General features: G+C 32.4%; 12 protein-coding genes and 1 pseudogene. 11 read left to right on the top strand and 2 right to left on the bottom strand.

Annotation, left to right across the window (positions count from 1 at the left end):
- Nucleotides 1-91 precede the first annotated feature (91 nt).
- The 10 genes and pseudogenes from BLT80_RS18760 (at nucleotide 92) to BLT80_RS18715 (ending at nucleotide 9,509) form a co-directional block, all read left to right on the top strand.
- Complete coding sequence (locus BLT80_RS18760; protein ID WP_092470885.1) at nucleotides 92-706, top strand: TetR/AcrR family transcriptional regulator; 615 nt, start codon at nucleotides 92-94, stop codon at nucleotides 704-706.
- Nucleotide 707: 1 nt separating this feature from the next.
- The gene (locus BLT80_RS18755; RefSeq protein ID WP_092470883.1) at nucleotides 708-1,958 is read left to right on the top strand and encodes a TolC family protein; all 1,251 of its coding nucleotides are present in this window, start codon (nucleotides 708-710) and stop codon (nucleotides 1,956-1,958) included.
- 9 nt (nucleotides 1,959-1,967) lie between these two features.
- A complete protein-coding gene (locus BLT80_RS18750; protein WP_092470881.1) occupies nucleotides 1,968-2,873 on the top strand; it encodes an HlyD family secretion protein in 906 nt (301 codons plus the stop codon).
- A gap of 13 nt (nucleotides 2,874-2,886) precedes the next feature.
- On the top strand, nucleotides 2,887-3,345 hold the full coding sequence (locus tag BLT80_RS18745; protein WP_092470879.1) for an OsmC family protein: 459 nt from the start codon (nucleotides 2,887-2,889) through the stop codon (nucleotides 3,343-3,345).
- Between the two features lie 6 nt (nucleotides 3,346-3,351).
- Nucleotides 3,352-4,254 (top strand): ABC transporter ATP-binding protein, encoded by a 903-nt coding sequence (locus BLT80_RS18740; protein WP_092470877.1) that lies wholly within the window; start codon nucleotides 3,352-3,354, stop codon nucleotides 4,252-4,254.
- Between the two features lie 46 nt (nucleotides 4,255-4,300).
- Nucleotides 4,301-5,029, top strand: coding sequence for an ABC transporter ATP-binding protein (locus BLT80_RS18735; RefSeq protein ID WP_092470874.1), 729 nt, complete (start codon nucleotides 4,301-4,303; stop codon nucleotides 5,027-5,029).
- A gap of 106 nt (nucleotides 5,030-5,135) precedes the next feature.
- A complete protein-coding gene (locus BLT80_RS18730; RefSeq protein WP_092470872.1) occupies nucleotides 5,136-5,522 on the top strand; it encodes a GxxExxY protein in 387 nt (128 codons plus the stop codon).
- Between the two features lie 154 nt (nucleotides 5,523-5,676).
- Nucleotides 5,677-6,783 carry an ABC transporter permease gene (locus tag BLT80_RS18725; protein WP_092470869.1) on the top strand — a complete coding sequence of 369 codons (1,107 nt, stop codon included), beginning with the start codon at nucleotides 5,677-5,679 and terminating at the stop codon, nucleotides 6,781-6,783.
- Between the two features lie 80 nt (nucleotides 6,784-6,863).
- A pseudogene (locus tag BLT80_RS18720) lies at nucleotides 6,864-7,985 on the top strand (ABC transporter permease).
- Nucleotides 7,986-8,036: 51 nt separating this feature from the next.
- On the top strand, nucleotides 8,037-9,509 hold the full coding sequence (locus tag BLT80_RS18715) for an NAD(P)/FAD-dependent oxidoreductase (protein ID WP_317041781.1): 1,473 nt from the start codon (nucleotides 8,037-8,039) through the stop codon (nucleotides 9,507-9,509).
- Nucleotides 9,510-9,744: 235 nt separating this feature from the next.
- Here BLT80_RS18715 and pncA read toward each other — a convergent pair whose 3' ends face one another.
- Entirely contained in the window at nucleotides 9,745-10,350 is a 606-nt protein-coding gene (gene pncA, locus BLT80_RS18710; protein ID WP_092470867.1) for a bifunctional nicotinamidase/pyrazinamidase, read from the bottom strand.
- A 43-nt stretch (nucleotides 10,351-10,393) separates the two neighbouring features.
- Nucleotides 10,394-11,791 carry a nicotinate phosphoribosyltransferase gene (locus BLT80_RS18705; protein WP_092470953.1) on the bottom strand — a complete coding sequence of 466 codons (1,398 nt, stop codon included), beginning with the start codon at nucleotides 11,789-11,791 and terminating at the stop codon, nucleotides 10,394-10,396.
- Between the two features lie 668 nt (nucleotides 11,792-12,459).
- Here BLT80_RS18705 and BLT80_RS18700 point away from each other — a divergent pair.
- A complete protein-coding gene (locus BLT80_RS18700) occupies nucleotides 12,460-13,116 on the top strand; it encodes a DUF6799 domain-containing protein (RefSeq protein WP_092470865.1) in 657 nt (218 codons plus the stop codon).
- Nucleotides 13,117-13,166 lie beyond the last annotated feature (50 nt).

The raw sequence follows: 13,166 nt of genomic DNA, 5'->3' as shown, positions 1-13,166 counted from the left end.
GATGCTCAAAAGTTAAAAAATAATCAAATCGAACTTCGTTTGATTATTTTTTGTAAAGTTATTAACCATTTGGTTAAACCATATAGTTGAAATGAAAAAAGCAAAAGACGAAAATACAGAAGAGCAAATATTAGTTGCCGCTAAAAACGTATTCCAAACGAAGGGAATGGATGGAGCGCGAATGCAAGAAATTGCAGATAAAGCCGGAATAAATAAAGCGATGCTTCATTATTATTACAGAAATAAGCAGCTATTGTTTGAAGCGGTTTTTAAAAATGCATTTTCATTATTAGCCCCACAATTAAATGCTGTCTTAAATGATGATTCTTCAATTGAAGATAAGATTAAAAATTTCACTTCAAATTATATAACATTCATTGTTAAGCATCCTTATTTGCCAAATTTCATTATTCAAGAACTCAATAGAAATCCGGATTTTATTTTAAAAATGAAAGACAATCCAGCGTTTCCAAATATTGAAAAGTTTAAGATTCAAGTTGATGATGAAGTTGCCAAAGGAGTTATAAAGCCGATTAGTGCAGAACAATTATTTATTAATATAATGGCTCTGAATATTTTTCCTTTTGTCGCTAAACCATTGATTATGGCATTTACAAGTGCAAATGATAAACATTATCAACAACTCATGGAAGATCGTAAAACGGAAGTTGCCAACTTTATAATTAATTCCATAAAGAATTCATAAAATGAAACAGTTCATAGTCATTTTCGCAATCTTATTAACCTTGCCAAGTGTTGCTCAAAACAGCATCACATTAGAAGAGTGTTACCAATTAGTGAAGGATAATTATCCATTAGCAAAACAATCGCAGCTATTGGGTGCTCAAAACAAATTAGATGAAGAGGTGGTAAACACTGCAAAATTACCACAGTTGAGTTTAGATGCTCAAGCCACTTATCAATCCGATGTAATAGAATTTCCGCTTGCAATGTCTGGAATAGAACCATTAAATAAAGACCAATATCGTGCGACACTTTCAGTAAATCAACTAATTTATAATGGCGGATTAACCGAGGCATCTTTAAATTTAAAATCGGCTCAACTAAAAACCAAACAGAAACAAGTAGACGTCAATTTATATCATCTTAAACAGCAAATCAACCAACTCTATTTCTCAATTTTATTGGCACAAGAATCCAAATTGTTATTAAACGCAAAACAGACTCAGTTAGAGGCTAAACTGAAAGAAGTAAAATCAGGAATTAAATATGGAGTAGTTTTACCGTCTTCAGATAAAGTTCTAGAAGCCGAATTACTGAAATTAAGTCAGCAATTCCAAGAATTAGAATCAAATAGAATAATACTTATTGAAACACTTTCGAGCTTAATAAATCAACCCTTAAATGTCGAAACCGAATTTCAGAATCCTCTTGTTGAAACGAAACTAGATTCAGAATTAACACGACCTGAGTTAGAGTTGTTTCAATTCAAAAAAGAGGAAATAGAACATTCTGAAAGTTTAATAGCGAAACAAAATTATCCTAAGCTTTTAGGTTTTGCAACTGGTGGCTATGGTAATCCAGGGTTAAATATGTTAGATAATTCCTTCCAAACATTTTATACTGCTGGTGTGAAGTTGAATTGGAATGTGTTTGATTGGGATTCCAATAAAAAACAACGTCAATCCTTAGCCATAAACAAAGATGTAATAGATACAGAGACTGAAACTTTTAAATTAAATACTAATATAGAACTGAATCAGCAACAAAAAGACATTGCTAAGATTGAAGGTTTTATGGCGTCAGATTTAGAGATTATTAACCTGAGAAAAGAAGTGCTGAAATCAGCAGATTCGCAACTTAAAAATGGTGTAATTACATCATCAGCTTACATTACAGAACTGACGAATTTATATGAAGATCAAAATGTGTTAGTAAAACATAAAATTCAGTTACAACTCGCAAAAGCAAATTATAATATCATAAAAGGGCAATAAATAAGACAGATGAAAAACTACAATTATATATTAGGAATAAGCGTCATAGTATTTGGTTTATTTTCCTGCGGTGACAATAACGGCAAAGCAGATGGTTATGGAAATTTTGAAGCTACGGAAATCACTATTTCAGCTGAAAACAATGGAAAATTAATACAGTTTAAGCTTGAAGAAGGAGACCTGCTTAAACAAGATCAATTTATAGGTTACATCGACACGATTCCATTGGCATTGCAACGAGAACAATTAGAAGTTTCTAAAGCTGTTATCAGTTCAAAATCTAAAGGGGTATTATCGCAAATAGCTGTTTTGAACTCTAGATTAAAAACTGCTAATACTAATAAATCTAGGGTTGAAAATCTGATTAAAGATAACGCAGGAACACAAAAACAATTGGACGATGTAACCGGAGAAATCGATGTGATTAGAAACCAGATGAGAAGTGTTGAAATTCAGAATGCACCTGTGGTTAACGAGCTAAAAACTATTGATGTACAGATAAAACAAATAGATGACCAAATACAAAAAAGCAAAATTATAAATCCTGTAAATGGAACAGTTTTAACCAAATATGCGGAACCAAACGAGATAACGGCTTTTGGAAAACCATTGTACAAAATTGCAGATTTAAACACCATGCAACTACGTGTTTATATCAGTGAAACAGAATTAGCAAATATCAAAATAGGACAGGAAGTAACTGTTAAAATTGATGATTCAGATAGCATGAAATCATATAAAGGAACTGTGACTTGGATAGCGTCGGAAGCTGAATTTACTCCAAAAATAATTCAAACCAAAGAAGAACGCGTAGCTTTAGTATATGCCGTAAAAGTAGACGTCATAAACGACGGAAGTTTAAAAATAGGAATGCCAGCAGAAATGTGGGTAAACAATTCAGAAGTAAATAATTAATAATTATAATAAAATGGATAAACATATTTATAACGTCGATATCAATTGGACGCAAGACAGAAAAGGAACCATGTGTTCACCAGAATTAAAAAATAATGACACACAAGAATTAAATTGTGTAGAAGTAGCAACACCGATAGAATTTCCTGGAGGAATGCCAAACATTTGGTCACCAGAACATTTGTTTACGGCAGCAGTCAGTAGTTGTTTAATGACAACATTTTTAGCGATAGCTGAATTTTCAAAATTAGAATTCATCAGTTTTAAATGTGGCTCTAAGGGTATTTTAGAAAAAGTAGATGGCAAGTTTGTAATGAGTGAAGTGTTATTATTTCCTGAAGTTGTAATCTCAGAGGAGTCCAAAAGAGAACGTACAGCGCGCATTGTTGAAAAGGCTGAAAAAGCCTGTTTAATTTCAAATTCTATTTCCTCAAAAATTACAATGGAAACAAAAATCATAGTTAAAAACTAAAGTGTAGTGAGTATTTCCGTTAGCCATATCAGTAAATCTTATAAAAAAGTTAAAGCCTTACAAGACATTTCATTTGAAGTAAAACCAAATGAAATTTTCGGACTTATTGGTCCAGATGGTGCAGGTAAAACGACGTTGTTTAGAGTTTTAACAACCTTATTATTTCCAGATGAAGGAGTGGCTAAGGTTATGGATTATGATGTGGTTAACGATTATAAAAAAATTCGAAATTGTGTTGGCTATATGCCTGGTAAATTTTCATTGTATCAAGATTTAACTGTTGAAGAAAATCTAACCTTTTTTGCGACCATTTTCGGAACAACCATTGAAGAAAACTACGATTTAATCAAGGATATTTATGTTCAGATAGCACCATTTAAAGATCGTAGAGCAGGAAAATTATCTGGCGGAATGAAGCAAAAACTCGCTTTATGTTGTGCCTTAATTCACAAACCACAAGTGTTGTTTTTAGACGAGCCTACAACAGGAGTTGACCCCGTTTCTCGGAAAGAATTTTGGGAAATGCTAAAGCGTTTGCAACAAAAAGATATCACTATTTTGGTGTCTACGCCATATATGGATGAAGCTGCTTTGTGCGATAGAATTGCATTAATTCAAGATGGTAAAATCTTAGAAATAGATACACCTGAAGCGATTGTAAAACATTATCCTAAACAAATTTATAATGTACGAGCTAACAATATGTACAAACTGATAAACAGTTTAAAAGATTACGAGTATAACCATAGTGTGTATCCTTTTGGCGAGTTTGTACATTACACAGATAGTAGAACCAATTTTAATCCCAAAGATTTAATTAGGTATTTAGAAACTAAAAATTTATCGAACATTCACATTGATAAAACAGTTGCAACTATTGAAGATACGTTTATGGAATTAGCAAAATAAAAAATATACCTCTCAGGCTTTTAGAACCTGTAGGTCTTAAAGAAAAATGAAAAATAACAACGTCATACACATAGAAGGGTTAACCAAAATGTTTGGGGATTTTGCAGCTGTAAATGCTATAACATTTGAAGTCGAAAAAGGCGAAATATTTGGTTTTTTAGGAGCCAATGGCGCAGGAAAAACTACAGCTATGAAAATGTTAATCGGTATTTCTAAACCAACTTCTGGCGATGCTAAAGTAGCAGGGTTTGATGTGTTTACTAATGCAGAAGATATCAAGAAGAACATTGGTTATATGAGCCAAAAATTTGCATTATATGATGATTTAACGGTTAAAGAAAATATTACATTTTTTGGAGGTATTTATGGTTTATCTAGACAACGAATCAAAGAAAAATCAGCAGTTTTAATTGAAGAATTAAGACTAGAAGATGTCGCAAATAAGTTAGTTGGGTCATTACCATTAGGCTGGAAACAAAAACTATCCTTTTCGGTGTCTTTACTTCACGATCCTAAGATTGTGTTTTTAGATGAGCCAACAGGTGGAGTCGATCCCATAACGAGACGTCAGTTTTGGGAAATGATTTATAAAGCAGCCAATCAAGGGACAACCGTTTTTGTAACGACTCACTACATGGACGAAGCAGAATATTGCGACCGCGTTTCCATTATGGTTAATGGGAAAATAGAAGCTTTGGATACACCGAAAAAATTAAAAGAGCAGTTTAAAGTGGATAATATGAATGATGTGTTTTTAAAATTAGCAAGAGGATGATTAAATATCCCACAGATTTCACAGATTTACGCAGAATAAACTAAAATTATAACGTTTAAAAATCTGCGATTATCAGCGTAATCTGCGGGCATAAAATTAATTAATTATGAAAGAAAAAACAGAAAATGAAATTTCATATCTAATCAGAGGAGCAATTTTTAAAGTCTATAATGAATTAGGTCCAGGTTTATTGGAATCTGTTTATGAAACTGTTTTAAGTTATGAATTAGAAAAAGAAGGGCTGTCAGTTAAACGGCAATTGGGATTGCCAATTTTTTATGATGATATTGAATTAGAAACAGGCTTTAGGTTAGATTTAGTAGTAAATAATAAAGTAATAATAGAAATTAAATCTGTTGAAACTTTAGCAAAAGTGCATCATAAACAAGTTCTAACCTATTTAAAAATGTCAGGATTAAAACTTGGCATTTTAGTAAATTTTAATGTAGATGATATTACAAAAGGAATTTTCAGAAAAGTAAACGGATTATAAAATAACTTCCCGCAGATTTCACAGATTTGCGCAAAAATGTAACAGAAAAAATCTATGATTATCTGCGGAATCCGCGGGAAACAAATAGAGATTATCTACAAAGGAAAACAAATATTAATAACTAAAAAGATTCCCGCTTTGGCAGGAATATATTATGAAAAGATTCATAGGCTTCATAAAAAAGGAATTCTACCACATTTTTAGAGATAGACGCTCATTGTTTATACTCTTCGGAATGCCTATTGCCCAAATTATGCTATTCGGTTTTGCCATTACCAATGAGATCAATAATGTAGATATTGCCATTTTTGACCATTCAAACGATGCCTCCACCAAAGAGATTATCATTAAAATTTCAGCATCAAAATATTTCAGTATTAAACAAATGATAACCTGTGAAGCAGATATTGCTTCGGTTTTTCAAAAAGGTCACGTAAAAGCAGTTTTAAATTTCGAAAAAGACTTCAGTAAAAACCTCATAAAAAGTAATAAAGCAACAATTCAAATTATCACAGATGCCACAGATCCAAATACCGCAAATACTATTAGTAATTATGTAAATGCTATTCTTCAGAAATATCAAAAAGACTTAAACAAAGACATCACAGTCGCCAATCAAATTGTACCACAAACAAGAATGGTTTATAATCCAGAATTAAAAAGTGTGTATATGTTTGTTCCTGGTGTTATGACCATTATTTTAATGTTAGTTTCTGCAATGATGACCTCCATTTCTATAACTAGAGAAAAGGAATTAGGAACTATGGAGATTCTTTTGGTCTCTCCCTTAAAGCCCATTCAAGTTATTGTAGGTAAAGTATTTCCATATATTTTTCTATCTATAATTAATGCCGTAGTTATCGTCTTGCTAAGCATATTTATTTTTAAAATGCCAGTACAAGGCAGCTTGTTTTTGTTAGGTTTAGAAAGCGTATTATTCATAATTACCTCCTTAGCTTTAGGGATATTAATTTCAACGATTTCAGCCACGCAACAAACGGCAATGATGATTTCGCTAATGGGATTAATGCTTCCTGTAATATTATTATCAGGTTTTATTTTTCCTATTTCAAGTATGCCTCAACCATTGCAAGTGATTTGCAATATTATTCCTGCTAAATGGTTTATCATCATTATTAAAGGTATTATGCTAAAAGGTGTTGGATTACAATATGTATGGAAAGAAACCTTGATTTTAGTTGGAATGACCATCTTTTTTATTGGCTTAAGTGTGAAAAAATATAAAATTAGATTAGAGTAAATAAGTTAGTCATCCTACAAGGTTTTAAAAACCTTGTAGGTATAAATCAAAAAAAGATTCCTGCCTACGCAGGAAGTGATATGAAAACAATTCTATACATCATTCAAAAAGAGTTCAAGCAAATCTTTAGAAATAAAGGCATGCTTCCTATCATTTTTGTTTTGCCATTATTACAACTCGTTATTTTATCAAACGCAGCGACTTTTGAAGTTAAGAATATTAAATTCGGGTATATAGATAACGATCATACGTCAACGTCGCGAGCATTAGTTGAAAAATTTAATGCATCGACGTATTTTAATGTATTAACCGATTTTCCATCAGAAGCATTGGCAAGTGCGTCGATGTTAAAAGGAGACGTAGATGTGCTATTAGAAATCCCACAACATTTTGAACGCGATTTACAAAAAGAAAAACACAATAGTTTAGGCATAACGATCAACGCCATAGATGGCGCAGCCGCAGGAGTATAAAATGTATATGTCACGCAAATAGTACAAAACTTCAATCAGAATTTAAAGGTCGATTTATTACAGGTTTCCGATAAACAAATTCAACCTATAATGATTGAAACCATTCCTCTATTTTGGTATAACGAAACTTTAAACTATAAAACCTTTATGGTTCCTGGTATTTTAGTTTTATTGGTTACAATGATTACGTTATTTCTTTCGGGTATGAATATCGTACGCGAAAAAGAAATAGGAACTTTAGAGCAAATCAACGTGACACCCATTAAAAAAAGTCAATTTATAATTGGGAAACTTTTTCCATTTTGGGTTATTGGTATGGCTTTATTAACGGTTGGATTGATTTTAGCCAAATTGATATTCAATATCCCTATGATTGGTAGTTTGGCTCTCATGTATTTCTATACCTCCATTTATATTTTAGTGATTTTGGGTATTGGTTTATTCATTTCTAACTTTACCGATACACAGCAACAAGCGATGTTTATCTCTTGGTTTTTTGTTGTTATTTTTATTTTAATGAGTGGTTTGTTTACACCAATAGAAAGCATGCCAAAATGGGCACAAATTGTTACAGAATTTAACCCAGTGAAATACTTTGTAGAAGTCATGCGTATGGTAATGCTTAAAGGGTCTGGCTTTAATGATATACTTCCTCAATTATATAAAACAGCACTCTATGCTTTTATTATGAATGGCTTGGCTGTTTGGAGCTACAAGAAAACGACATAAACCTTATGTAACCAAAGTTACGCTCCAGTTGTAAAAAGCGAATTACCTTTAATGAAAATTAAGGTCATGGCTAAAATTGTCATTTTAGGTGCTGGTATTTCCGGACACGTCGCTGCAACACATTTACGTAGAAAACTATCAAAAGAACACGAGGTTGTAGTCGTCTCGCCTAACAGTAATTACCAATGGATTCCGTCTAATATTTGGGTGGGAATTGGCAGAATGAAATCTGAAAAAATCTTATTTCCTTTAGCGCCGTTATATAAAAAGAAGAACATAGAATTCAAACAATCTAAAGCCATTTCGTTTTTTCCTGAAGGAGATAAAAACGAGAACAAGCCTTATGTGTTGTCTGAATATGTACTAGGCGATAACAAAGGACAACAAGAAAAAATAACTTATGATTATTTGATTAATGCCACAGGACCAAAACTAAATTTTGAAGCCACTGAAGGCTTAATTCCTGGTGAAAATAAAGCCTATTCTGTATGTACATATACTCATGCAGATCATGCTTGGGAAGGTTTAAAAGCACTAATTGAAGAAATGAAAGCTGGTAAAAAAGCTAAAATTTTAATTGGAACAGGTCATGCAAAATCAACCTGTCAAGGTGCTGCTTTTGAATATATATTAAATGTAGAACAAGAATTGTGTCGCCATAATGTGCGTGATATGGCAGAAGTCACTTGGATTGCAAACGAACATAAATTGGGCGATTTCGGAATGGATGGTATGCTATTAAGTTATGGTGGTATGACTATGAAATCGAGTGAAATGGTAGAGATGATTTTTGAAGATAGAGACATTAAATGGATCATTGGGGCAGGAGTTAACAAGATTGAAGATGGTTTAGCGCATTACGAAACTTTAGAAGGGGATTATAAAACAGAAAGTTATGATTTTGCGATGCTAATTCCTGCGTTTTCTGGACATGGGTTTAAAGCCTATGATAAAAATGAAAACGATATTACAGAAAAGCTTTTCAAAGGGTTTATGTTAGTGGATGCAGATTATACTCCAAAACCGTATGAAGAATGGTCGGTTAAAGATTGGCCAGAAACGTATCAGAATCCGACTTATAAAAACATATTTGCGCCAGGAATTGCCTTTGCACCACCACATGCCATTTCTAAACCTAGAAAAAGCAGAAACGGAACCGATATTTCACCTGCACCTCCACGTACAGGAATGCCATCTGGTATCACGGCGAAGTTAGTAGCAGATAATATTATTGATACGATTAAAAACGGTAAAGAATCTTTACACCATAAAGGTTCTATGGGAAATATGGGGGCGGCTTGTATTGCTTCCGCTGGTTACGGATTAACAAAAGGAAGTGGAGTAAGTATCACAACGTTTCCAATTGTTCCTGACTATGAGAAATACCCAAAAACACAGGGAAGACAGTTAGGGAAAACCTTTGGAGAAATAGGGTTGGCAGGTCATTGGCTAAAATTAGCCTTACACTATGCCTTCATTTATAAAGCTAAGATGCGACCATTTTGGTGGTTGATTCCAGAATAAAAACAAAATATTATGACACAAAGAATTTCAAAATATCAAAGATTTAAAATGATGAATCCTGTCATTCAGTTTTTCAAATTCATTTATTTAAGTATAAAAATAATGCTTATTGTAGCTGGAGGACATGGAGGAACAAGAAAGGTTAACTGATGTGGTTATCAGTTTTTTTTGGTTGGTTAGTAAAAAGCATTCATGTTACAGTGAATGCTTTTTTTAGTGCTATATTTTATTGGTACTAAACAGATCTAGATGTTACAATTTGAATTCCTTTAGCAATCATTTCCTTTTTAAGCGTTTCAAATTCTTTAATATCTAATGACTTTGAAGCATCATCAATAAAAAAGCAATCAAATCCTTCGTTTAAAGCATCAATTATTGAAAAATAAACACAGATATCTGCAGCTAAACCACAAACATACAATTGGGAAGTTCGTTTTTCCTTTAAATAGCCTGCTAATCCAGTTGATTTTAAATGGCCATTATCATAAAAAGCACTGTAACTATCAATAGTTTTATCTGTTCCTTTTCTAAAAATAGCTTCAAATTTTTCAGTATTTAAGTCTGGATGAAATGCTGCGCCTTCTGTGCCTTGAACACAGTGATCTGGCCATAAAGTTTGTGGTTGCCCATGAATTTCAATTTCATCAAAGACAGATTTTTCATCATGATTACTAGCAAAACTGATATGGTCTTTAGGATGCCAATCTTGTGTGCCAATGATTAAATCAAATTTATCTTGAATCTTATTAATTACTGGAATAATTTGATTGCCGTTGGGAACAGGAAGAGAACCGTTTGGTATAAAATCGTTCTGCACATCAATGATTAATAGCGTTTTCATGAGTAGAATTTAATTTTGAATCTAATTTTTAACATCGCTTAGTTTAGAATTTATGCTTATTAATTAAAGTGTCACGTTCTTTCTTAAGTGTTGAACTCAGTCCAATTTTATAGATATGTGGATTCTGAAAACGTTTGTATTCATTAGGAAGTTGTTTTAAACGTGATTGCGAATATTTCGAAATTTCAGTAACCGAACGAGAAGGAAGTACTCTTTTTCCGTTTTTCATCACCAGTTCAAGTAAAGGCTCATGCTTAAATGAATTGAGCTCTAAACTTTTTGTGGTATCAAAAGGATGTTCCATTAGCGTAACATTACCTTCAGAAAAAAGAGCAATGGCATCTGCTCCGTAGAACATTCCATTGTCGTCTACCATTCGGTAAACTTGCTTTTTAAAAGGAAGCGAGATTTTAATAATATTTTCAGAAAGTTTAATTCTTGGTGTATCATTATATTCTGCTAATTTATAAACGCCATCTAATGCAGCATCTGGTTTTCCTGTGACTAGGTTTGTACCAACACCAAAAATGTCAATGGACGCACCTTGTTCTTTCAAACTTTTTATAACATACTCGTCCAATTGGTTAGATGCTACAATTTTTACATAACTCAAATTGGCATCGTCAAGTATAGCGCGCGTTTTTTTAGATAAATAGGCTAAATCACCACTGTCTAAACGCACACCTAACAGACGGTCGCCTCGTTTTTCCATTTCTTTGGCTACAGTAATAGCATTTGGCAGTCCACTTTTAAGGGTATTGTAAGTATCTATTAAGAAGACGCAATTCTCCGGTCGCATTTTAGCAAAATCTCTAAAAGCTTGCAGTTCTTCATCATAACTTTGAATAAAAGAATGTGCCATAGTACCTGTGGAAGGAATGTCGTAATCTTCGGCAGCTTTAACATTACTTGTACTGTCAAAACCACCAATGGCTGCAGCTCTAGAGGCATAATAGCCACCTGTAGCATGTGCACGACGTAAGCCCATATCTAAGAGAATGCCGTCTTTAGCACTAAATTTTATTCTGCTTGCTTTTGTAGCAATTAAGGTCTGAAAATTAAGAATGTTTAGTAAAAGCGTCTCAATAATCTGAGCTTCTATAATATTGGCTTCTACTTGTAATATTGGTCGGTTAGGAAATACAACATCACCTTCTTTACTCGAATAAATGTTTCCTTTAAAACGGAAATTCTTTAAATACTCTAAAAAATCACTTTCAAATCCCTTTTGTTCTAAATATGAAATATCTGATGATGAGAACTCAAGAGTTTCAAGAATATCTAAGACATCTTTTAATCCTGCAAAAATGGAATAGCCACTTTTAAAGGGATTATGTCTAAAATAATAATCAAAGACCGCTCGTCCATCTGGTTTTGTACCAAAATAAACTTGAGCCATTGTGATTTGATAGAGGTCGGTATATGCAGCTGTAATATTCATTAGAATTTGGATTATATCTCTAGAAGAGATCCAAAAATAAAAAGATGTCTTGTTGAGAATTTTAAAAAAAATAAAGCCAATAAATTTAAGCATATTTTGCCACTCGGAGAACGAAGACGCAAGAAAGATTGTGTTTGTTTATTTAAAAAAAGAGCAGTTTTAATATAATTCACTTTTGTTGAGTAACATTAGTTACTGAGTGTTATTATATGTTGATTTATTTTTGTTGTAGCTAGTGTTTTTTTGTTCGACTTTAATGAGAATTTTAGAGTTGATTTCAATAATTACGAGAGCATCAATATGACGGAAAGAATTTCAAAATATCAAAGATTTAAAATGATGAATCCTGTCATTCAGTTCTTCAAGTTTATTTATTTAAGTATAAAAATAATGCTTGTTGTTGCTGGAGGGCATGGAGGCACAAGAAAGTTTAACTGATGTGGTTATCAGTTTTTTTGGTTGGTTAGTAAAAAGGCATTTATAAGTTATTATAGATGCCTTTTTTTCTCACTTTATAGAATTGAGTTTTTATTCAAAAATTTTCTAAAAAATACACAAGATTTTTTTGAGTAACATAATTTGCATAAGGTTTTAAGAATGATGCAGGTCATTGTGAAAAGTAGAATAGTTTAATACTTTCATAACATTATTAATTAAATTCTAATAAAATGAGAAAAATGGTATTAACTATAGCTTTTGTTGCTTTAGGAGCAGCGGCTATAATCGCGCAAGAGAGAGATCAAGATAGGATTCAGGATCAAGATCGCATTATGTTGGTTGATGGTGACGTACTTCAAATTAGAGACCGTGATCAAATACGTTTAAAAGACAAAGTTACTTTAAATGATGGTACAGTAGTAAATCCAAATGGGACTTATCAAACTAGAGATCGTGACCAGTTGCGTTTAAAGGATGGTGAGTGTTTAGATAAAGATGGAATAAAATATCGTAACGAATATCAATACAGATACAAAGTTCAGCAAGAGAATAAAGGTTTATCTCAAGCTCAAGCTCAAGAGAGAAACCAAAACAGAGTTCATTATATGTTGGTTGATGGTGAAATGGTACAAATTAGAAACCAGTCGCAAAATAGATTACAACAAAAACTTAATCTTAGTAATGGAACTACGATAAATTCAGATGGTACATACCAAACAAAAGATCGTAAACAATTACGACTTAAAGATGGTGAGTGTTTAAATATGGATGGTGAAATGTTTAAAAACACCTATCAACATCGTAAAATGGTGAATAAGAAAACAACATTGAAGAAAAAAAATCAAAAAAAGCCCAAAGTTCAAAAAAAGGTCAATAAAAAAGGGTAATTAATGTATTATTAAATGAGGGCTTTAAAACATAAAAGCCCTTGTTTATT

Source organism: Winogradskyella thalassocola, from assembly GCF_900099995.1.
Lineage (GTDB): Bacteria > Bacteroidota > Bacteroidia > Flavobacteriales > Flavobacteriaceae > Winogradskyella > Winogradskyella thalassocola.
This window is presented reverse-complemented; position numbering and strand designations above follow the sequence as displayed.

Excerpts from the sequence above, each read along its gene's own strand:
- BLT80_RS18735 (WP_092470874.1), top strand. The coding sequence starts at position 4,301 with ATGAAAAATAACAACGTCATACACATAGAAGGGTTAACCAAAATGTTT.
- BLT80_RS18750 (WP_092470881.1), top strand. The coding sequence starts at position 1,968 with ATGAAAAACTACAATTATATATTAGGAATAAGCGTCATAGTATTTGGT.
- pncA (WP_092470867.1), bottom strand. The coding sequence starts at position 10,350 with ATGAAAACGCTATTAATCATTGATGTGCAGAACGATTTTATACCAAAC.
- BLT80_RS18705 (WP_092470953.1), bottom strand. The coding sequence starts at position 11,791 with ATGAATATTACAGCTGCATATACCGACCTCTATCAAATCACAATGGCT.
- BLT80_RS18730 (WP_092470872.1), top strand. The coding sequence starts at position 5,136 with ATGAAAGAAAAAACAGAAAATGAAATTTCATATCTAATCAGAGGAGCA.
- BLT80_RS18725 (WP_092470869.1), top strand. The coding sequence starts at position 5,677 with ATGAAAAGATTCATAGGCTTCATAAAAAAGGAATTCTACCACATTTTT.
- BLT80_RS18700 (WP_092470865.1), top strand. The coding sequence starts at position 12,460 with ATGAGAAAAATGGTATTAACTATAGCTTTTGTTGCTTTAGGAGCAGCG.
- BLT80_RS18755 (WP_092470883.1), top strand. The coding sequence starts at position 708 with ATGAAACAGTTCATAGTCATTTTCGCAATCTTATTAACCTTGCCAAGT.
- BLT80_RS18760 (WP_092470885.1), top strand. The coding sequence starts at position 92 with ATGAAAAAAGCAAAAGACGAAAATACAGAAGAGCAAATATTAGTTGCC.
- BLT80_RS18745 (WP_092470879.1), top strand. The coding sequence starts at position 2,887 with ATGGATAAACATATTTATAACGTCGATATCAATTGGACGCAAGACAGA.
- BLT80_RS18715 (WP_317041781.1), top strand. The coding sequence starts at position 8,037 with ATGAAAATTAAGGTCATGGCTAAAATTGTCATTTTAGGTGCTGGTATT.